The following is a 20885-nucleotide window of genomic DNA, read 5'->3' on the forward strand; positions in this document are numbered from 1 at the left end:
TTATGGCATATCCTTATCAGACTCAGGGTTTTACGCTGGACAATAGCGGACGGCGAATTGTGGTCGATCCGGTTACTCGCATCGAAGGGCATATGCGTTGCGAAGTGAATATCGACAGTAATAATGTCATTACTAACGCCGTGTCGACCGGCACCATGTGGCGCGGCCTGGAGGTTATCCTGAAAGGTCGCGATCCGCGAGACGCCTGGGCATTCGTTGAACGCATTTGCGGCGTCTGCACCGGTACACACGCTCTGACCTCAATCCGTGCCGTAGAAAATGCGCTGGGAATCGCGATTCCTGACAACGCAAACTGTATCCGTAATATGATGCAGGCTACGCTACACGTTCACGATCACCTGGTGCATTTTTATCATCTGCACGCGCTGGACTGGGTTGATGTAGTTGCCGCCCTGAAAGCCGACCCGCATCAGACCTCCGCCATCGCGCAAAGCCTTTCCGCATGGCCGCTATCCTCGCCGGGATATTTCCGCGATTTGCAAAATCGACTGAAGCGGTTTATCGAGTCCGGTCAACTTGGCCCTTTCCGTAATGGCTACTGGGGACACCCGGCGATGAAACTTCCGCCGGAAGCCAATTTGCTGGCGGTCGCCCACTATCTTGAAGCGCTCGATTTTCAAAAAGAAATCGTAAAAATTCACACCGTTTTCGGTGGTAAAAACCCGCATCCTAACTGGCTGGTGGGCGGCGTTCCTTGCGCCATCAACCTTGACGAAACGGGCGCGGTCGGCGCAGTGAATATGGAACGTCTGAATCTTGTCAGTTCCATCATCCAAAAAGCTCGCCAGTTCTGCGAACAGGTTTATCTTCCGGACGTCTTGCTGATTGCCAGTTATTACAAAGACTGGGCAAAAATCGGCGGCGGGTTATCGAGCATGAACCTGCTGGCTTATGGCGAGTTTCCGGATAACCCTAACGATTATTCCGCCAGTAATCTTCTGCTTCCGCGTGGGGCTATCATTAACGGTCGTTTCGACGAAATTCATCCTGTCGATTTAACCGCCCCCGATGAGATTCAGGAGTTTGTCACTCACTCCTGGTATACCTATGGTAACGGCAATAACGATAAGGGCCTGCATCCGTGGGATGGTCTGACCGAACCGCAACTGGTCATGGGCGAACACTATAAAGGCACAAAAACCTTTATCGAACAGGTGGATGAGTCCGCTAAATATTCATGGATTAAATCGCCGCGCTGGAAGGGACATGCGATGGAGGTAGGTCCGCTGGCGCGTTATCTGATTGGATATCATCAAAATAAACCGGAATTTAAAGAACCCGTGGATCAACTGCTTAGTGTATTAAAGCTGCCTAAAGAAGCGCTCTTTTCTACATTAGGACGTACTGCCGCGCGTGCGCTGGAATCCGTATGGGCAGGCAATACGCTGCAATATTTCTTCGATCGTCTGATGCGTAACCTCAAGTCCGGCGATACGGCGACGGCAAACGTCACGCTCTGGGAACCCGATACCTGGCCTACATCGACAAAAGGCGTTGGTTTCAGCGAGGCGCCGCGCGGCGCGCTGGGGCACTGGATAAAAATTGAAAATCAGAAAATCGACAGCTATCAGTGTGTGGTACCGACAACCTGGAATGCCGGGCCACGTGACGATAAAGGTCAAATTGGCGCGTACGAAGCGGCGTTAATGGGGACTAAACTCGCCGTTCCCGATCAACCATTGGAGATTTTACGTACTCTGCACAGCTTCGATCCCTGCCTGGCCTGCTCCACCCATGTTATTGATAATCATGGAGGGGAGCTGGTCAGGGTTCAGGTACGATGACGACGATTCGGAGGTCTCAATGCATCTCAAAGAAATAACCAGCCAGGGGTACTATATCTATGAAGCGCCGGTCCGTTTATGGCACTGGATCACGGCGTTATCCATTGTCGTCCTGGCTGTTACAGGATATTTCATTGGCCGCCCCCTGCCATCGATTCAAGGTGAAGCGACCTTTATGTTTTGGATGGGCTGGATACGACTAATCCATTTTACCACGGCGTATATTTTTACTGTCGCGCTGCTGTTTCGTATTTACTGGGCATGTGTCGGCAATGAGTACGCCAGGGAGATGTTTCTGGTTCCGTTCTGGCGCCGCGCCTGGCGCAAAGGCGTTATCAGCGAAATCCGCTGGTATTTTTTCCTCGAAAAAGAGGCCCATCGATACTATGGACATAATCCGGTAGCAGGACTGGCGGTAATGTTCTATTTCTGGATGTCCGTACTGATGGTGTGTAGCGGCTTTGCGCTCTATGGCGAAGGACTTGGAACAGACAGTTGGGCGTATCAATGGTTTGGCTGGATGATTCGCCTGACTGGCAACGATAGCCTCGCGCTACATTTCTGGCACCGGCTGGGCATGTGGTTCATTATCGCCTTCGTCATTGCGCATGTTTATACCGCTATCCGCGAAGACATTATGAGCCGACAAAGCGTGATTTCCGTCATGATAAGCGGCTGGCGCTGGTTCAGGTGATAACAATGGCAGAAGTAACAATCTTAGGGCTTGGCAACCTGCTTTGGGCAGATGAAGGGTTCGGCGTCAGAGCGGCGGAAAAGCTGTTTGAACAGTATGCCGATAACGAGAAAGTTGACGTTGTTGATGGCGGTACGCAGGGACTGGCGCTGCTGCCCTGGCTGCAACAGACCGAAAAACTGTTAATCATGGATGCTATCGATTTTGGTATGGCGCCAGGTTCGCTGGCGATGTTTCGTGATGAACAGGTTCCCGCCTATCTGACGGCGAAAAAACTCAGTTTACATCAGACCAGTTTTTCTGAAGTGCTGGCATTGCTGCAATTAACCGGCGGCCAGTTATCGGAGATTGTGCTGATTGGCGTGCAGCCGGAATGTCTGGATGACTATGGCGGAAGTCTTACGCCGCAGGTAAAGGCGCAACTGATGCCTGCGGTCTATCTCGCGCAGGAAGTGCTGGCGCAATGGGGTATCACCGCCTCTTCAGCGGCCTTGCCCACTGAAAGACTCAATCATTACAGTCTGTGTATGGAACGCTACGAAGATGAACGCCCAGATGCGCAAAGCGCTTGCCGGGTCGGCGATATTCGGGTGCTACAGAGAGAGAAATCATAATGTGTATCGGCGTTCCTGTGCAGGTTATTTCACCCGGTCAGTGGTTCGCCAAATGCCGCGACCGACACGGCGAGCTTATCGACGTTGATATTCGGCTTGTGACTCCCCCCTTAGCAGGCGCATGGCTGCTGACATTTGGCGGCGCAGCACGACGAGAAATGGACGAAGCGGAAGCCGCTGAGGTACTGGCGGCGCTGGACTCACTGGAACAGGCCATGCTCACGCAAAGCGATCCGCTGACCGGTTTTGCCGATTTATTGTCTCGCTCGCCTGAATTACCGGAGCATTTAAAAAAATGACTATCTCACCCCAAAATCCTGTTTGTCCACTGGCGGATAAAGGCTTTCTGGTTACCGATGCGCAAACGCTCCCGTCGTTGATTAATGCGCATCCGACTCTGCTGGTTTTGCTGCAAAGCGACCCCAACAAACATCCGGAAGTCGCCGACAGTTGGGTCATTATCCCGGAGATCCTCAAGCAATTTCCGGCGACGTCTTATACCGCGGCATTTGCGGATAGCGAACAGAGTGAACTGATCGCCCGGGAGTATCGCATTCTGAAATATCCGGCGCTGCTTTTCTTTCGCCAGCACCGTTTTGTCGGCAGTCTGGCGGGATTATATAGCTGGCAAGAATACTCTCAGCGGGTGGCCGCATTGCTGACCACACCGGGCTATCGTCAGGATATTCCCGTTATCACGCAATAGAATGAAAGGTAACACACGTGAATCATTCCAGAACTATTCCAGTCGTTAATATTGCCGGACCAGGCTCGCAGCCAGAAGAGGAAGACTTTAACTTTCTTCCTATCCCCGCCGGCATTAATCTCCCACTGACGCCGGTTTTACCGGAACAGGCGCTGCCCGCTGAGCTTCGTGTTGCCAGACACATCCTGACTACGCTTATTCGCGATATGGATAACCCGGTGGCAACGCTCCCCTTTCCCCTGAGCTATAAGCTGAATGCCACTGAGCAACAGAATAGCGGTTTGTTGGATCAACTGCTCGGCGAAGGTGAAATATCCGCCCGGGTACTATTACCCGATGGAAAAGAACAGCGTATTCAGGAGACGGTTTTTACGGGCGTCTGGCGTGTGCGTGAATATAACGCTGATCAGCAACGGGTTGCCGATGAAATTATCATTGGCCCGATCCCGGAGAGCATCTGGCAGACGCATCCGCAGCCGCCGATTACGCCAGAATTGCCGCCGCAACCGGCGGGATTGATGAATGGCGCCTTTATCGCGCATGAAATAGCCGAGCGCGTAAAACAGCCGGTAAAAGAGCCGCATATCATTAACTTAACGCTGTTGCCAGTAAACGATGCCGATCGCGAGTATCTGGAGCATTTTTTAGGCGAAGGCTGTAGCGCTATTTTTTCACGCGGATATGGTAAATGCCGGATTGTAAGCACGCATTTTCCCGGCGTATGGCGGGTCAATTATTTCAATGATATGAACACATTACTGCAAGATATGATTGAGATAGCGGACATTCCTGATATCGCCGTTGCAGGCATCGACGATATCGAAGATGCCTACGCGGGGCTAAAAAATACGTTGGAATGGCTGAAAGAATACCCGGTCACAGAAAATGAGCCAGTGGTGCGCATGGAGTGCAAAGTATGTTGGTGGGTTTACGACCCTGCGCTGGGCGATGATGTATGGCAAATTCCACCCGGCGTGCCCTTCAACCAGTTACCTGATTACTGGTGCTGTCCGGTTTGCGAAACCAGTAAGTCCGGGTTTATGGTGATCGATGAAGGTAATAATTCGTGCAAAGATTGACCGTCTATTCTCACCCGCTACGGATTATCTGGCAGGAGGCGCCGATCGGTCGTTTGTTACAGGGCGCAACACCGGTGTACGCAAAAACGCTTATTTCACGTTTGTTTACGTTGTGCGCTCAGGCGCACAGCGTAGCGGCGGCTTTACTGTTGTTTCCTGAAGAGAAGCCAGATATGCAGGCCGCACAACAGGAGCTGGCGCGAGAAACGCTCCGTCGCGCGTTGACCGACTGGCTCCCCCTGTTTAGCCACCGACAGGCAACCGCTGAAGAATGGGCGTTGTTACGTCGCGGAGAGTTATCCCCGCTGGCAAGCACAATCTTTTTTGACGATGATCCTCAGACCTGGCTTGCCGGTGGCGTAAAGGGCTGGGAAGCCTGGTTTTTGCAAGAGCGTTCTGAAACCGCCCGCTGGCTGGCGGCAGTACAGAATATCATTACACCTACACTACCGATGGCATCGTCCCCGGACCATACGTTAATAACCCATGGTCCCCTGGATGTCTCGCCTCTGGCTATCGAATATCCGCTGCTGTCAGCCTGTTGTCTTAGCGGAAAAACGACTGCGCTACGTCTGCTGGCCCGCTGCATTACGCTCGCCCGAAGTTTGAGCGCCCTTCCTACCCTGCGCTGGAATCGTTTTGATGATGGCGAATGGAAAATAGCGGTAGTGGAAACCGCGCGAGGATGGTTAGTTCATCAGGCCAGACTGACGACGTCAGGCAATATTCTTGATTACCGTATTATCTCGCCTACCACACGTCACGCCCAATCTGACGGCGTCATTGCTCGCGAACTGGCCACTATTCCACTCTCATTGTGGTCGCAACAGTTACAGGTAATTGATCCTTGTGTCGCCGTAAATATTGTTGAATGAAGGAGCTGGCCCATGCATGAATTAGCCCTGGCGCAAAATATTATCGAATTGCTGGAGGAACAGGCAGTAAATCACCAGTTCAGCAAGGTAAAGCAAGTCTGGCTGGAGATTGGCGTTATGGCCTGTGTTGAGGTGCCGGCGCTGCATTTTGGCCTGGACGTCGCCGCTCGCCATACCCTTGCTGACAATGCGCGTTTCCACATTACTATCGCACCGGCGCAAGGTTGGTGTCTGTCCTGTAATCAGCCCTTCACCTCTCAAACATCCACACTCTGTTGCCCCTTTTGTCATTCAGGCAAAGTGCAGATAGATGACAGTAGCAGAATGCGCATTCGCGAGATCGAAGTCGAATAGTCAACGAATAGTCAATAAAAAAGGACGCCAGAAGCGTCCTGAAATAATAAAAGAATAAATTAACAATAATAAAGGTTAAGCAGTGACACAGTTTTGGGAAAAGGAGGGTATCCCTAAACTGTCTTAATCAGCAAGTTTTATCAAAACTCGTAGACTAAGCCGAGCGCCACGGTGTTGTCTGTATTAGGATTCGATGGGTTACCATCTTTTAGCAGATTGATTTTGTAGTCAACATACGCGGACATATTTTTATTGAAGTAGTAGTAGGAACCCACATCAATATATTTCACAAGGTCGAACGAACCCAGTCCATCAACATCATTGGCTCTGGATTGCAGGAACGCCAGTGATGGGCGTAAGCCATTATCAAATTGATATTGCCCTACCATTTCCCAGTTATCGGTTTTATGTGCAAAGCCGCCCAATGTATCACCCATATAGGTCATATCATAAGTACGGGTATAGTTTGCCGCCAGGTAAATATTATTGGCATCATACTTCACGCCGCCAGTCCAGGCTTCAGCGCGGTCGCCATTGTCGTATTTATCTTGCGTCATCTGATCAAGCGTGCGTTTGGAACTGGTATAGGCTGCCCCCAGGCTCACCCCCATGCCCAAATCATATGTCGCTGATGCCCCGAAACCATCGCCATTCTGGTACGCGATACTTTTTCTGGCATTATTACTTAAAGGATCGCCTTCTTTCGACAGGCCGTCATTTTTACCCTGATACTGCAACGCAATATTCAGGCCATCAACCAGACCAAAGAAATCATTATTGCGATAAGTCAGAACGCCATTCGCGCGTCCGGTCATAAAATTATCGGAAGCTTCATACGAATCATTACCAAATTCAGGCAGTACGTCAGTCCATGAACCAATGTCGTATAACACGCCATAGTTACGACCATAATCAACAGACCCCATATCGGCAAATGCCAAACCAGCAAAACCGAGACGCGTCCAGCTTTGCGGGGAACCGCTGGAGTCACCATCTTCCGGACGATTGGCGTTGACCTGATACTCCCACTGTCCAAAACCGGTTAGTTGATCGGTAATTTGAGTCTCGCCTTTAATACCCATACGGATATAAGATTGATCGCCATCCGTACTATGATTACTGGAAAAATAATGCAGGCCGTCGACCTTGCCATACAAATCCAGTTTATTGCCATCCTTGTTATAGATTTCTGCTGCGTTGGCGGCTCCAGCCATCATCACGGCTGCGGCTACCGCAGATAACACCACTACTTTTTTCATTTTATATGCCTTATTTGTCTTATTTTTGGACTTTCCGCAAAACCTGCTCGCGGAACTGTCCAGGACAATATCACTAACAATTACCGTGCGTTAAGTTTCAAAGTGTAATATTAGCTTGCTATGTATTAGTGATGTTAAAATGCAAGTTAAGCATGACTACATCAATGATATGCCCTGTTTTCTGCTGTAATAACAAGGGGGTTACCAGTAGAGAACTGGCTTACGGTCGGGGATGCCAGGGCGAGAATGGCACTGAACACTCGGCTGACATTCGTTAAGACGGAATCATAATCAAGCCAGTTGAGGTCACAGCCCTTCTTATTTTTGTGTATAATTTGTTACGTTTACATTTATTTTTAAATTAGCGTTATGAAAATATCAGTACTACTGAAATAGCACTTCTTCGCTTCGTGTATTTTTACTATGGTTAATTATCACATAGCGCAAACGGTCATTTGTGTATCACTATTCATAAGATTAACTATTTACCAGCGGTAATAAACATAAAAGTAAGTCAATGGACAACAATACTGAAACTCTAAATGTTGATATTTTGAGTCATGTCGTTACAAACAAATACGATATTCTTAATTGCACTACTCCCTTTTCGGGGTAGTTTTATAGAAGGATGTTTTTTATTGTTCGTGAGCCATGCTCCTTTAGTATAAAGGTGAACGTAACAGGAAAGATAAAGCGTCTCAAAAACAGACCATATGGGTATAACTATTATGCAAAAAACGTCACTATTGTTTTCGGCCGCCGCGATAACGTTAACTCTGATGGTGTCATCGGCATCAGCGGCAACGCCAACCGCCGCACAAAATGAAGCTACGTCGACCGTTAAACAAGAAATTACAGAAGGCATTAACCGTTACCTTTATTCAATAGATAAGGCAGACCCAACGTTAGGCAAGCAGCTCTTTTATGTTTCACCGGAAACTAGTTTTATTCATCCACGCGGTCACGAACGCGGATGGTCGCAGATCGCTGAAAATTTTTATGGCACCACTATGGGTAAAACTTTCAGTAAACGCACATTAAAACTGGACGCTCCCCCTGCTATTCATGTGTATGGCAATGCCGCCGTTGCAGAGTTCGACTGGCATTTTACCGCGGTACGCCGTGATAATGGGCAGACTCAACACACGACAGGCCGCGAAAGCCAGGTGTGGGCGAAGATACCAAACACAGGATGGCGAATCGTTCATGTCCACTACTCCGGTCCAGCCAAAACCGGCGTTGGAGAAGGCTATTAAGCTTTGCTCTTCAGGTTATGGCGCAGATGAACATTCTGCGCCAGTTAAGTCGAGCTCAGGTCAGTTGATAGTGCTTATCCGGTATCCGTTTTGCCGGAATATCCCTTTCATCATTCATTTGCAGTAAATCGATTTCTATCGCATTGCATATCGCATCCAGCGGTAAATCATTATTTTCAGTACCGAACGGATCTTCCAACTCTTCCGCTAACGCATCCAACGCGATAAACGTATAAGAAATAAGCACCGAAATAAACGGTGTCATATAGTGCAGATCAACCACCAGTGCAAATGGCAACATAATGCAGAAAAGATAAACCGTACGATGCAAAATTAACGTATAGGCAAAAGGCACCGGCGTGTTGGCGATGCGTTCACAGCCAGCCAACACTGACGACATATCATTTAAACGGTTGTTGAGGCTATGAAATAAAATATCGGAAAGCTTTCCGCTGCGGCGGCGAATCGCCAGCCACTCTCCCATCAGCAATAAGATACGGTTAGCGGGGGAATGGGAAGCGACAACTTTCTGTAACGCGTCCTGGTCAAGATAGTTGCCCAAAACTTGCGTCTGAGGCTGTCGACGCAATGTCATACGTAAACAGTGGGCAAAAGCGATTTGTAACCGAACAAAATCCTCGATACCGCGTTCATCAGGTAAGGTTGTTTTCACCTCACGCAGTATTGAGCGTGAAGCGATCATCAACTGCCCCCACAAATGTCGGGCTTCGACGTAACGCGCATAACAGGCATTATTGCGAAACCCCAGAAAAATGGCGATAGCGACGCCCAGTATGCTAAACGGCGCAAGGGTAAACTTAATACCCAGCATTGTGTACCAGGGCAGCATGATAATAACGGCGATAGAAAGAAGAAAGTTAAGGAGCAGTCGTGAAAAGATTTTAGATAACACGGAACCATGCCAGACAAATATCAGGCGAATCCAGTGCTGTTGTGGTCTAACGATCATGATTATCTTCAGCAGGTAAAAAAGCACTGTCATTAAACGTGATCCAGATCAAGGTTGCAAGCTTCTGGTGATACACGGCTCCCCTGCCCTGTAGAACATTTTTTTGCACGGTGCTGACGGGCGTTGAAAAAAAACAACCAAATGTATGTTGTAACTAAAAAAACACTTCAGCACATGAGATATATGACGGTCAACGGCTGCTATCAGTGGTATGAGGGTAATTTATCAGGGAAAGCGTCAGCAACGACGCGCTGCTCTACCGCTGATTCATTTGTATGACCAGCCAGTAATGGATAACGCTGACAATATACTGTTGCTGCGCTTTACTCAGCGGTTCTCCCTGAGGTATCTGGTGCCACTTCGCCAGGCACCCGCGACAGCAGGTTGCCGTCGCATGTTGCGCGATAAATACCGGATGGCCCCGCATCGGCGTTTGCTTACCATCATTCGCCGGGTGAGCTGGCGCCAGTCGCTGGGCGATAAAATCGGCGGCGTGTTTATCAATTACCTCCGCGCCTTTATCCCAGCAATATTGTCTTTCTTTTATCCCGAGACGAAAACGCGAACGAAATGTCGATCGCGCCAGGCGGGCAAAGAGCGGTTCAAGCGCATTCATCAATATACCGAACGTCCTAACGTTTGTGTTAATTGTTCAAGCGCGGCGATACCTGCCAGAGAGTTTCCCGCAGGATCCAGCTCCGGACTCCAGACGGCAATCGCCATTTCATGCGGCACTATGGCGACAATACCGCCGCCCACGCCGGATTTAGCGGGCAATCCCACCCGCCAGGCAAACTCTCCGGCATTCTGATACATACCGCTGGTCGCCATTAGCGCATTAATCTGCCGGGCCTGCATGGGGGTAACTACCGGCTCGTCGAGATGAAACGCCTCGCCCTGATTCGCCAGAAAGACAAACGTCCTCGCCAGTTCCATGCAGCTCATTTTCAACGCACAGTAGTGGAAGTAATTTTGCAACACGGTAGGCACATCATGATGAAAATTACCGAATGATTTCATCAGCCAGGCAATAGCGGCGTTACGGGCGGAATGCTCAAATTCAGAGCGCGCGACCGTAGCGTCATACGTAATATCCGATACGCCGCAAAGCGCGCGCACAACTTCCAGCATTCGCTGACGCGGCGCGCTAAGCCGCCCTTGCAACATGTCGCATACCACCAGCGCGCCCGCATTAATAAATGGATTACGCGGGATGCCTTGTTCCATCTCTAACTGAACCAACGAATTGAATGGCGAGCCGGAAGGATCTTTTCCGACGCGCTGCCAGATCTCCTCTTCCGGATAATGACGCATCGCCACCACCAGACTGAGCACTTTCGAAATAGACTGAATAGAGAAGCGTTCGTGCGCATCGCCCGCCTGATAATGCTGCCCGTCCACGGTACAAATCGCTATCCCCAGCTTTGAACCCTCGACGGACGCTAATGCCGGAATATAGTCAGCGACTTTGCCCTGGCCAATGAGGGGGCGAACGCGCTGTAAAATCGTCTCTAAAATTGCATTATCCATGGCCCTGGCCACAACATGCTCCTTGCTCGCAGGTCTGAAAAGGCCTGCGAGTATAGCAGAGGGCGCCACGCGACGTCAGGGCGATTAGACGCGGTTCTTCCAGACGGTCTGCACATTACAAAATTCGTGTAAACCAAAGTGCGAAAGCTCACGACCGAAGCCGCTTTTCTTCACCCCGCCGAATGCCACACGCGCATCGCTGGCGCTGTACCCATTAATGAATACCCCGCCGCACTCAAGACGCGCCGCCATCTCCGCGGCCAGCGTATCGTCGGCGGTAAAGATCGTCGCCGACAGGCCAAACTCACTGTCATTCGCCAGCGCGAGGGCGTGCGCCGCATCTTTTGCAACGGTAATGGCGGCAACAGGCCCAAAAAGTTCCTGACGAAATGCCGTCATGTCAGGTGTGACATCCGCCAGAACGGTCGCGGCATAATAGTTGCCCTCCCCGGCGATTTTCTCGCCGCCCAACAGTAGCCGTGCACCTTCGGCGACGGAAGCCTGCACCTGTTGATGGAGTTCATCACGCAAATCAAAGCGCGCCATCGGCCCCAGGTCATTCTCTTCAACCAGAGGATCACCCATCTTTAATGCTGCGGCAGCCGCCACAAAACGATCGGTAAACGCCTGCGCAATGCCCTCTTCGACAATAAAACGTTTGGCGGCGGCGCAGACTTGTCCGGTGTTTTGATAGCGTCCTGCAACCGCGGCTTTTACCGCCAGTTCGAGATCGGCATCATTGAGTACAATAAACGGATCCGAGCCACCCAGTTCCAGTACGCACTTTTTCAGCGCCGCCCCAGCCTGAGCGCCAATCGCCGCGCCGGCGCGCACGCTACCGGTCACCGTCACCGCCGCGATTCGCGGATCGTTAATCATCTGACTCACGCCCTCATTATTGGCGTTCACCCATCCATAGACGCCAGCGGGAGTACCAGCTTCCGTCAAGATTCGGGCTATCATCTGCGCGCAACCCGTGACATTGGGCGCATGTTTTAACAAGTAGCTATTCCCCGCCAACAGTATCGGCACTGCCCCGCGTAACACCTGCCATAAAGGAAAATTCCACGGCATTATCGCCAGAATGACGCCCAGCGGACGGTATTCAATCACCGCCTGCTGATTTTCTACCAGCGTAGGCTCAGGATTCAGCATTGCCGGGCCATGTTCCGCATACCAGTCGCATAACGCGGCGGATTTCGTCACTTCCGCACGCGCCTGCTTTATGGGTTTCCCCATTTCACGCGTAATACATTGCGCCATCTCTTCTGCATGAGCGCGAAGCGCCTGACCAATATCACGTAATGTTTGCGCCCGTTGCGCTACCGATGTCATTTTCCACTTTTTGAAACCGCTCGCAGCCAGACTCAGCGCATGTTCAATCTCTTGCGCGTTAGCCCAGGGCATTGCCGCCAGCGTCTGGCCGGTCGCAGGATTCACGGATAACGCCTGTGTTGCAGTCATCATGGTCATGTTCTTTCTCTCGTTATCAGGGGAGTTGTACCATCATGACGCCCTTTACCGTTTCTGAAAAATGAATAATATTAACCAGACTATTCACGAATTGAGAAAACCATGGACCTGACGCAGCTGGAAATGTTTAACGCTGTCGCTCTGACGGGCAGCATCACGCAGGCGGCGGCAAAAGTACACCGCGTTCCGTCCAACCTGACCACGCGTATACGTCAGCTTGAAGCCGACCTGGGCGTCTCTCTGTTTATTCGCGAAAACCAGCGACTCAGGCTGTCACCAGCCGGGCATAACTTTTTACGTTACAGCCAGCAGATCCTGGCGCTGGTCGATGAAGCCCGCATGGTGGTTGCCGGAGAGGAACCGCAAGGACTGTTTTCACTCGGCGCGTTAGAAAGTACTGCCGCCGTACGTATCCCCGCGCTGCTGGCGGGTTATAACCAGCGTTACCCTAAAATTCAGTTCGCGTTAACGACCGGTCCTTCCGGCGCCATGCTGGATGGCGTGCTCGAGGGAAAGCTGAACGCCGCCTTTATTGATGGCCCGCTAATGCATCCGGGGCTGGAAGGTATACCGGCTTACCAGGAAGAGATGATGATCGTCGCGCCACACGGCCATTCCGTCGTTTCGCGGGCCAGCGAGGTGAATGGTTATAACATCTATGCTTTTCGCGCCAACTGTTCTTACCGACGGCATTTCGAAAGCTGGTTTCATGCCGATGGCGCGACCCCCGGTACGATTCACGAAATGGAGTCATATCATGGAATGTTGGCGTGCGTAATTGCCGGCGCAGGTATTGCGCTGATGCCAGCAAGTATGCTCAACAGTATGCCAGGACATCATCAGGTGGAAGCCTGGCCGTTGGCGGAGAAGTGGCGCTGGCTTAACACATGGCTAATGTGGCGGCGCGGGGCGATGACGCGTCAGCTTGAGGCCTTTATCGAGTTACTTAACGCCCAACTGGCGAGCGTCGACTGAAGACGAAACGGCCTGCGAAGTAAATGAGAAGCAGGTCACAAAATGATTGTCTTTTCGCCAGTAAACGTTTTAAGATCGCGGCCTCACCTTCTCGCAACTAACCCGAAATATTTTTATGACAATCAATCCAGTTTCCCGCAAGGTCGCGTGGCTACGGGTAGTTACGCTTGCTATTGCCGCTTTTATTTTCAATACCACAGAATTTGTGCCGGTTGGTTTGCTATCAGACATTGCTGAAAGCTTTCATATGCAAACCGCGCAGGTCGGCATCATGCTAACCATTTACGCCTGGGTAGTTGCCGTCATGTCGCTGCCTTTTATGCTTCTTACCAGTCAAATGGAGCGGCGTAAGCTACTCATTTGTCTGTTTGTTTTGTTTATTGCCAGCCATGTGCTCTCCTTCCTGGCATGGAACTTTACCGTGCTGGTCATTAGCCGTATTGGCATCGCTTTCGCCCACGCTATTTTCTGGTCGATAACCGCCTCGCTGGCGATCCGCCTGGCCCCTGCCGGGAAACGCGCGCAGGCATTAAGTCTGATAGCGACCGGCACCGCGTTGGCCATGGTGCTTGGGCTGCCGATAGGACGCGTTGTTGGTCAGTATTTTGGCTGGCGCACCACCTTTTTTGCCATCGGCATGGGCGCATTAATTACGCTGCTATGTCTGATTAAGCTTCTACCGAAATTGCCGAGCGAGCATTCCGGCTCACTAAAAAGTTTACCTTTGCTATTCCGGCGCCCGGCGCTGATGAGCCTCTATGTACTGACCGTCGTTGTGGTGACTGCGCATTACACAGCTTATAGCTATATTGAGCCGTTCGTTCAGAATGTCGCCGGGCTCAGTGCGAATTTTGCTACCGTCCTGTTACTGATCCTGGGCGGCGCCGGGATCATCGGCAGCCTCGTGTTTGGTAAACTGGGTAATCGCCATGCCTCGTCGCTCGTCAGTATCGCTATTGCCCTGCTGGTTGTCTGTTTGCTTCTGCTGCTGCCTGCGGCGGATAGCGAAGCGCATCTGGCCATACTGAGCATTTTCTGGGGCATCGCAATTATGGTGATAGGGCTCGGTATGCAGGTGAAAGTACTGGCGCTGGCCCCGGACGCGACCGATGTCGCAATGGCGCTATTTTCAGGCATCTTTAATATTGGTATTGGCGCTGGCGCGCTGGTAGGTAATCAGGTGAGTTTGCACTGGTCAATGTCGGCCATCGGCTATATTGGCGCCATACCCGCCTGTGCCGCGCTGGTATGGGCTGTGCTCATATTCCGCAAATGGCCAGTGACGCTGGAAGAACAACCGCATTAAGACATTCGTCTGCCGGGAACAGGTTTCCGGCAGACGAAAATGCGCCTTAGTGGTACGTTTTAATAATTTCCAACACGCCGTTGATAATAAATTGCACGCCCATACACACCAGCAGGAATCCCATTAAGCGGGAGATCGCTTCAATCCCCCCTTTACCCACCAGCCGCATAATAGCGCCAGAACTGCGTAAGCATCCCCACAGGATCACCGCCACGGCAAGAAAAATAATCGGCGGCGCGACCATAATGACCCAGTCGGGAAACTCGCCGCCATGACGCACTGTGGAAGCGGAACTGATGATCATTGCGATGGTCCCCGGTCCTGCGGTGCTTGGCATAGCCAGTGGAACAAACGCAATATTGGCCGTCGGTTCGTCTGCCAGCTCCTCCGATTTGCTTTTCGCTTCCGGCGACTCATGCGCCTTCTGCTGCGGGAAAAGCATTCTGAAGCCGATAAACGCCACGATTAACCCCCCGGCGATCCGTAGCCCTGGAATCGAAATACCGAAGGTGTTCATGACTAACTGCCCGGCATAGTACGCCACCATCATAATAGCGAAGACATAAACCGAAGCCATATAGGACTGCCGGTTGCGTTCCGCACTATTCATATTGCCCGCAAGGCCAAGAAACAGCGCCACGGTGGTTAGCGGATTGGCTAACGGGAGCAGTACGACCAGCCCCAATCCAATCGCTTTAAACAAATCCATCATAATACTATCTCTTACCCATCAGCGTTTCATGAACCGGAAGTATAAAGTGAAATTGCCCAGGCGCGCCATTTCGCCAGTGTGCAAGTTAATATCCTCTACAACCTATAACCTGTAATTATCAATTAGTTACAAGTTATCACAGCACAATACCCCGGACGCCTTTTAGCAAATCGTGGCATCGGCCAATTCATTTAGTTGACTTATACTTGCCTGGGCAATAGTATCTGACGAAATTAATTACTTGCCGGGGCAACCATTTTGAAAAGCACCAGTGATCTGTTCAATGAAATCATTCCGCTGGGTCGCTTGATCTACATGGTAAATCAAAAAAAAGATCGCCTGTTAAATAACTATTTATCCCCGCTGGATATCACCGCAACACAGTTTAAAGTGCTGTGCTCGATACGCTGCGCGGGATGTATTACCCCGGTTGAACTTAAAAAAGTGCTGTCTGTCGATCTCGGCGCATTGACGCGGATGCTCGACCGCCTGCTGTGCAAAGGCTGGATCGAAAGACTGCCGAATCCTAATGACAAACGCGGCGTACTGGTGAAGCTAACGCCGGACGGCGCGGCAATTTGTGAGCAATGTCATCAACGACCAGGGCAAGACCTGCATCAGGAATTAACAAAAAACTTAACGGCGGACGAAGTGGCAACGCTTGAGTATTTGCTCAAGAAAATTCTGCCGTAGACAAAAAAGAGGTATGACGATGTCCAGACGCAACACTGACGCTATTACTATTCATAGCATTTTGGACTGGATCGAGGATAACCTGGAGTCGCCGCTCTCACTGGAAAAAGTGTCTGAGCGTTCAGGATATTCCAAATGGCACCTGCAACGGATGTTTAAAAAAGAGACCGGTCATTCATTAGGCCAATACATCCGCAGCCGTAAAATGACGGAAATCGCGCAAAAATTAAAAGAGAGCAACGAGCCCATTCTCTATCTGGCGGAACGCTATGGCTTTGAGTCACAGCAAACATTGACCCGGACGTTCAAAAACTATTTTGATGTGCCGCCACACAAATACCGGATCACCAATATGCATGGCGAATCACGGTATATGCTGCCGCTGAACCATGGCAACTACTAGTTTGTTTATGCGCCACGCGAAGAGCACCATGAAAACGCTGTTTCCCGCCCTGCCGGGTCTGTTACTTATCGCCTCCGGATATGGCATTGCAGAACAAACTTTGTTACCTGTGGCGCAAAATAGCCGCGATGTGATGCTGCTGCCCTGTGTGGGCGATCCGCCAAATGACCTTCACCCCGTGAGCGTGAACAGCGATAAGTCAGATGAATTAGGCGTGCCCTATTATAACGACCAACACCTTTAACCTCTTTGCCCCGTTTTGCGGGGCATTTTTTTAGTACCGTCTGGCGATGACAAGTCCGCCGCTATTACCTCGCGGCATGGTCTGAAACTAGCGTTTGTCTTCTTAGTAACATAATGCCTCATCCCCTGACGCGCGCAGTACGGCGCACACGAAATCCAAACACATTGATATAGAGTCCAGCCATAATCAGTACTGCGCCCGCAAGTTGCATCCCGGTCAACGTTTCCCCGAGTAACACCGCGGCGCTCGCCAGCCCGACTACCGGCACCAGCAATGATAACGGCGCCACGCGCCAGGTCTCATAACGCCCCAGTAACGCGCCCCAGATGCCGTAGCCAAGTATAGTGGCGACAAAAGCCAGATAAAGCAGCGACAATATCGTCGTCATATCGATGGTAATAAGGCTTTGCGTAATGTGATCCGCCCCCTCCAGTAGCAGCGATGACAGCAGGAACGGCAGGATCGGGATCAGCGCGCTCCAGACCACCAGCGACATCACCGCCGGGCGCGGACTATGTTGCATAATTTTTTTATTAAAGATATTGCCGCAGGCCCAGCTAAATGCCGCCGCCAGAGTCAGCATAAATCCCGACATCGCTATATGCTGTCCGTTGAGACTGGCTTCAATCAATACCAGTACACCTATAATCGCCAGGGCGATCCCCGCTAACTGCTTACGTTGTAACCGCTCACTAAAAACAAACGCCCCTAACGCCATGGTAAAAAAGGCCTGCGCCTGTAATACCAACGACGCCAGTCCTGCGGGCATACCAAACTTTATCGCGCAAAAGAGAAAGGCGAACTGCCCAAAGCTTATCGTCAGGCCATAGCCCAGCAACAGCGTAAGCGGGACTTTAGGCCGGGCGACAAAGAAAATTGCCGGAAACGCCACCAGTAAAAATCGTAATCCTGCCAGCAATAATGGCGGCATATGGTGCAGGCCTACTTTGATGACAACAAAATTGAGCCCCCATACGACAACCACCAGTAACGCCAAAAAACCGTCTTTACGCGACATCATCGGCCCCTGTCATTATTAAAATTTTGTAAAAAGGTAAGTTATCGGAAATCAGTGCGCCATAACAGGACTTTTCTTTTTACCGTGAGCATGGCATTGAACAACACACGATGGGCAAAATCCTGCGTTATGGTATGTTAAGACTACGCTATAGCGTACAGACATCATGCTTTTGCGGGCACGGTAGATTAAAACGTCCCGATACGTAACCTCCATTTCAGGCAGGAAAAATGAATCCAGGATTGAGACGTTCGACGTTGGCTCTACTCGCCTCATCGCTGTTATTGACAATTGGACGCGGCGCCACGCTCCCCTTTATGACCATCTATCTTAACCGTCAGTACGGTTTAGGCGTGGATCTGATTGGCTACGCGCTGACCAGCGCGTTAACGATTGGCGTCATCTTTAGTCTTGGCTTTGGGATTCTGGCGGACAAGTTTGATAAAAAGCGCTACATGTTACTCGCGATTATCGCCTTCGCCTGCGGATTTATCGCCATCCCAATGGTGCATAATGTCGTACTGGTTGTCCTGCTTTTTGCGCTTATTAACTGCGCCTATTCGGTTTTTTCTACCGTCCTGAAGGCCTGGTTCGCCGATAACCTCACCGCGACAACAAAAACACGGATTTTTTCGCTCAATTATACCGTACTCAATATCGGCTGGACGGTTGGCCCGCCGCTCGGCACGCTGCTGGTGATGCAAAGCATCAATTTACCCTTCTGGCTTGCCGCTATCTGTTCCGCATTCCCGCTGGTCTTTATTCAGGTATGGGTGACACGATCGGTTGCCGCCAGCGAGGGGAAAAATGCCGCTATCTGGTCTCCCTCCGTTCTGCTGCGCGACAAAGCATTATTGTGGTTTACGCTTTCGGCATTTCTGGCCTCCTTTGTGGGGGGCGCCTTTGCGTCCTGTATTTCACAGTACGTTATGGTCGTTGCCGATAGCGGCTTCGCGGAAAAAGTGGTAGCCGTCGTCCTGCCGGTTAATGCGGTTATTGTGGTCAGTTTGCAATACGCCGTGGGCCGTCGACTTACCGCCGTCAATATTCGACCAATGATGACGACCGGCACCGTCTTTTTTATCGCCGGGCTCATCGGATTTATTTTTTCAGGCGACAATCTGTTTTTTTGGGGGCTTTCAGCGGCAGTATTTACGATTGGCGAAATTATTTATGCCCCCGGCGAATATATGTTAATTGACAACATTGCGCCTGCCGGGATGAAAGCCAGCTATTTTTCAGCGCAATCGCTGGGCTGGCTGGGTGCGGCGGTAAACCCGCTGGCCAGCGGCGTCATCCTGACGACGCTTCCCGCCTGGTCGCTTTTCGTTGTCCTGATAATCGCCATTGTGTTCGCCTGGGCACTGATGTTAAAAGGAATGCGGATTACCCCTACGCAACAGGCTATCACCTGTTAATTATCTGCAGCCAGTGATGTGCGCAGTTTCTGGCGCACCGGGTTAACCCTATATATTGCAGGCTAATTATCTGCTGTCACTGCGGTAATTCAGGAATATTCCTGGGCGCTGACGAAAATATTCTAATGCTTTACCCTTCCAGTAAAATAAATACGCAATTCAGACTTTGCTTAAGCATAAATTAGTACTATAGTCTGTACGAGGTTTTTTAAAAAAGAGGATGCACGCTAAAATAAGGAGAAACGAGATGTTAGGCAGTATTAACCTTTTTATCGTTGTATTAGGAATTATTTTATTTTCCGGATTTCTGGCCGCCTGGTTCAGTCACAAATGGGATGATTAATGAACGGAGATAATCCCTCGCAGAGCCGGCCCCTTGCTGCATCGTTGCGCAAGGGGCCGCTTTTGTCTGGATGGCAGGCAAAAAAAACCGCCGGTTCACCAGCGGTAAATGCTTGCATGGATAGATTTGTGTTTTGCTTATACGCTACCGGGCAAATTCTTGCGAGGATAACGGATCGCTAACGACTGTAGCACCGTCAATATCAATGAAGCTTAAACGATACGCAACCAGACCTGAATAAGACATTATGGGACCTTTTGTCCGCCAGGCGCTTTTACAAGACCCATGGTATCAGGCCAGCCGCGTGCCCCGTATGGCTGACCTGGAGATTGCCGGTTAGCGCGCGTTATTTTTGCAATCGGTTCACGCGAACAAGCGGTTCCTTCGCTTTCTTGTCCAGACTACCGTTAATGTTGATCATTTGATCCGGCTGAACTTGCCGCCCATCAAATACGGCGGAAGGAATTATCACGTTAATCTCGCCGGATTTATCACGAAATACATAGCGATCGTCGCCTTTATGATCAATAAGGTTGCCGCGCAGCGAAACGGTCGCGCCATCATGCAGGGTTTTTGCCTGTTCGATGGTCATTTTTTCTGCATCATCCGTACCGCGATAACCATCCTCAATAGCATGAGGCGGCGGCGGTGCCACGTCTTTTTTTAATCCCCCTTGATCATCCGCTAGCGCGTAAGGCATTATCAGAAAACTTAAAAATGCAGCCACCTGTAGTTTCATGCTCTCTCCTTAATAACGTCTATTTGACGTATTAAGTCTGGCCGCTATTTTTAGTTTTTACAAACATGAATTTACCCACAGAATATTAAGCAATAAAATCAACCCATCCGGATTAATATGCAACCGACATCAGCGCCGGTGAGCGCGAAAGCGTAACGGCGTAATAGAGAACTTGCCACATAGCTGAAGTCATATGCATCAACATCTGGATAGCAATTCAGAATAATCGGCTTTATTTTTTGAGGATAATGGCCTTACGCATAATCAATGACAGTCATCGCCGCAAGAAAGTAAGTAAGTTATGCAACAGCGGGTTTGTTGGTAACTGGATAAAATAATCATTCACTGACAATGTCATAAAATAAATATGCCATACTTGAGAAGAACGAACAGATTTCATTTGTCTCTGTAACGGAAAA

Annotated in this window: 24 protein-coding genes; 16 read left to right on the top strand and 8 right to left on the bottom strand. The window is 50.4% G+C overall.

Annotation, left to right across the window (positions count from 1 at the left end; all coding sequences use genetic code 11):
- The first annotated feature begins 2 nt into the window (after window positions 1-2).
- From K8W53_RS11780 to hypA, 8 genes are read left to right on the top strand one after another with little or no spacing between them, the layout of a single operon-like run.
- Entirely contained in the window at window positions 3-1805 is a 1803-nt protein-coding gene (locus K8W53_RS11780; RefSeq protein WP_000331201.1) for a nickel-dependent hydrogenase large subunit, read from the top strand.
- The gene (cybH, locus tag K8W53_RS11785) at window positions 1756-2499 is read left to right on the top strand and encodes a Ni/Fe-hydrogenase, b-type cytochrome subunit (RefSeq protein WP_000924456.1); all 744 of its coding nucleotides are present in this window, start codon (window positions 1756-1758) and stop codon (window positions 2497-2499) included. The genes K8W53_RS11780 and cybH overlap by 50 nt, the downstream gene beginning before the upstream one ends.
- A 5-nt stretch (window positions 2500-2504) precedes the next feature.
- A complete protein-coding gene (gene hybD / locus K8W53_RS11790) occupies window positions 2505-3113 on the top strand; it encodes a HyaD/HybD family hydrogenase maturation endopeptidase (RefSeq protein ID WP_000852664.1) in 609 nt (202 codons plus the stop codon).
- Window positions 3113-3412, top strand: coding sequence for a HypC/HybG/HupF family hydrogenase formation chaperone (gene hypC / locus K8W53_RS11795; RefSeq protein ID WP_052939368.1), 300 nt, complete (start codon window positions 3113-3115; stop codon window positions 3410-3412). Before hybD ends, hypC begins: the two co-directional genes overlap by 1 nt.
- The gene (locus K8W53_RS11800) at window positions 3409-3819 is read left to right on the top strand and encodes a hydrogenase (RefSeq protein ID WP_000155978.1); all 411 of its coding nucleotides are present in this window, start codon (window positions 3409-3411) and stop codon (window positions 3817-3819) included. The genes hypC and K8W53_RS11800 overlap by 4 nt, the downstream gene beginning before the upstream one ends.
- 17 nt (window positions 3820-3836) lie before the next feature.
- Entirely contained in the window at window positions 3837-4898 is a 1062-nt protein-coding gene (locus K8W53_RS11805) for a hydrogenase expression/formation C-terminal domain-containing protein (protein ID WP_023207811.1), read from the top strand.
- Window positions 4886-5773, top strand: a complete 888-nt coding sequence (locus K8W53_RS11810) for an ATP/GTP-binding protein (RefSeq protein ID WP_052939366.1) — start codon at window positions 4886-4888, stop codon at window positions 5771-5773. Before K8W53_RS11805 ends, K8W53_RS11810 begins: the two co-directional genes overlap by 13 nt.
- Before the next feature lie 12 nt (window positions 5774-5785).
- On the top strand, window positions 5786-6127 hold the full coding sequence (gene hypA / locus K8W53_RS11815) for a hydrogenase maturation nickel metallochaperone HypA (protein WP_000544772.1): 342 nt from the start codon (window positions 5786-5788) through the stop codon (window positions 6125-6127).
- 140 nt (window positions 6128-6267) lie between these two features.
- Here hypA and ompC read toward each other — a convergent pair whose 3' ends face one another.
- On the bottom strand, window positions 6268-7386 hold the full coding sequence (ompC, locus tag K8W53_RS11820) for a porin OmpC (protein WP_000758335.1): 1119 nt from the start codon (window positions 7384-7386) through the stop codon (window positions 6268-6270).
- A gap of 713 nt (window positions 7387-8099) precedes the next feature.
- On the opposite strand from ompC, the gene K8W53_RS11830 reads away from it, so the two are divergent.
- A complete protein-coding gene (locus K8W53_RS11830; RefSeq protein ID WP_000513126.1) occupies window positions 8100-8642 on the top strand; it encodes a YybH family protein in 543 nt (180 codons plus the stop codon).
- 55 nt (window positions 8643-8697) lie between these two features.
- Here the strand turns inward: K8W53_RS11830 and K8W53_RS11835 are convergent, their stop codons facing one another.
- From K8W53_RS11835 to sad, 4 genes are all read right to left on the bottom strand, one after another.
- A complete protein-coding gene (locus tag K8W53_RS11835; RefSeq protein ID WP_052939444.1) occupies window positions 8698-9612 on the bottom strand; it encodes a bestrophin family protein in 915 nt (304 codons plus the stop codon).
- 256 nt (window positions 9613-9868) lie between these two features.
- Entirely contained in the window at window positions 9869-10228 is a 360-nt protein-coding gene (locus tag K8W53_RS11840) for a DUF4186 domain-containing protein (protein WP_000992451.1), read from the bottom strand.
- Window positions 10228-11154 carry a glutaminase B gene (gene glsB, locus K8W53_RS11845; protein ID WP_000090081.1) on the bottom strand — a complete coding sequence of 309 codons (927 nt, stop codon included), beginning with the start codon at window positions 11152-11154 and terminating at the stop codon, window positions 10228-10230. The genes K8W53_RS11840 and glsB overlap by 1 nt, the downstream gene beginning before the upstream one ends.
- A gap of 72 nt (window positions 11155-11226) precedes the next feature.
- Window positions 11227-12615, bottom strand: a complete 1389-nt coding sequence (sad, locus tag K8W53_RS11850) for a succinate-semialdehyde dehydrogenase (RefSeq protein WP_000178411.1) — start codon at window positions 12613-12615, stop codon at window positions 11227-11229.
- 102 nt (window positions 12616-12717) lie between these two features.
- Here sad and ptrR point away from each other — a divergent pair, with 102 nt between their 5' ends.
- Window positions 12718-13590 (top strand): putrescine utilization regulator PtrR, encoded by an 873-nt coding sequence (gene ptrR / locus K8W53_RS11855; protein ID WP_000366539.1) that lies wholly within the window; start codon window positions 12718-12720, stop codon window positions 13588-13590.
- A 115-nt stretch (window positions 13591-13705) separates the two neighbouring features.
- Window positions 13706-14896 (top strand): sugar transporter, encoded by a 1191-nt coding sequence (locus tag K8W53_RS11860; RefSeq protein ID WP_000154617.1) that lies wholly within the window; start codon window positions 13706-13708, stop codon window positions 14894-14896.
- Window positions 14897-14942: 46 nt separating this feature from the next.
- Here the strand turns inward: K8W53_RS11860 and K8W53_RS11865 are convergent, their stop codons facing one another.
- Window positions 14943-15608 carry a MarC family NAAT transporter gene (locus tag K8W53_RS11865; protein WP_000968968.1) on the bottom strand — a complete coding sequence of 222 codons (666 nt, stop codon included), beginning with the start codon at window positions 15606-15608 and terminating at the stop codon, window positions 14943-14945.
- Between the two features lie 258 nt (window positions 15609-15866).
- On the opposite strand from K8W53_RS11865, the gene marR reads away from it, so the two are divergent.
- From marR to marB, 3 genes are read left to right on the top strand one after another with little or no spacing between them, the layout of a single operon-like run.
- On the top strand, window positions 15867-16301 hold the full coding sequence (gene marR / locus K8W53_RS11870) for a multiple antibiotic resistance transcriptional regulator MarR (protein WP_000843434.1): 435 nt from the start codon (window positions 15867-15869) through the stop codon (window positions 16299-16301).
- 19 nt (window positions 16302-16320) lie between these two features.
- Window positions 16321-16704: an MDR efflux pump AcrAB transcriptional activator MarA gene (gene marA / locus K8W53_RS11875; protein WP_000091194.1), complete on the top strand. Its 384-nt coding sequence runs from the start codon at window positions 16321-16323 to the stop codon at window positions 16702-16704.
- A gap of 28 nt (window positions 16705-16732) precedes the next feature.
- Window positions 16733-16948 (top strand): multiple antibiotic resistance protein MarB, encoded by a 216-nt coding sequence (gene marB, locus K8W53_RS11880; RefSeq protein WP_023203120.1) that lies wholly within the window; start codon window positions 16733-16735, stop codon window positions 16946-16948.
- A 118-nt stretch (window positions 16949-17066) separates the two neighbouring features.
- On the opposite strand, the gene eamA is transcribed toward marB, so the two are convergent.
- Entirely contained in the window at window positions 17067-17969 is a 903-nt protein-coding gene (gene eamA / locus K8W53_RS11885; RefSeq protein ID WP_000987750.1) for an O-acetylserine/cysteine exporter, read from the bottom strand.
- A gap of 227 nt (window positions 17970-18196) precedes the next feature.
- On the opposite strand from eamA, the gene ydeE reads away from it, so the two are divergent.
- The gene (gene ydeE, locus K8W53_RS11890) at window positions 18197-19384 is read left to right on the top strand and encodes an efflux MFS transporter YdeE (RefSeq protein WP_001068050.1); all 1188 of its coding nucleotides are present in this window, start codon (window positions 18197-18199) and stop codon (window positions 19382-19384) included.
- Window positions 19385-19631: 247 nt separating this feature from the next.
- Entirely contained in the window at window positions 19632-19727 is a 96-nt protein-coding gene (gene mgtS / locus K8W53_RS11895; protein WP_000901531.1) for a protein MgtS, read from the top strand.
- Between the two features lie 346 nt (window positions 19728-20073).
- On the opposite strand, the gene K8W53_RS11900 is transcribed toward mgtS, so the two are convergent.
- Window positions 20074-20466 carry a YdeI family stress tolerance OB fold protein gene (locus tag K8W53_RS11900; RefSeq protein WP_000776349.1) on the bottom strand — a complete coding sequence of 131 codons (393 nt, stop codon included), beginning with the start codon at window positions 20464-20466 and terminating at the stop codon, window positions 20074-20076.
- Between the last annotated feature and the right edge of the window lie 419 nt (window positions 20467-20885).

The organism is Salmonella sp. A29-2 (assembly GCF_020150755.1).
Lineage (GTDB): Bacteria > Pseudomonadota > Gammaproteobacteria > Enterobacterales > Enterobacteriaceae > Salmonella > Salmonella enterica.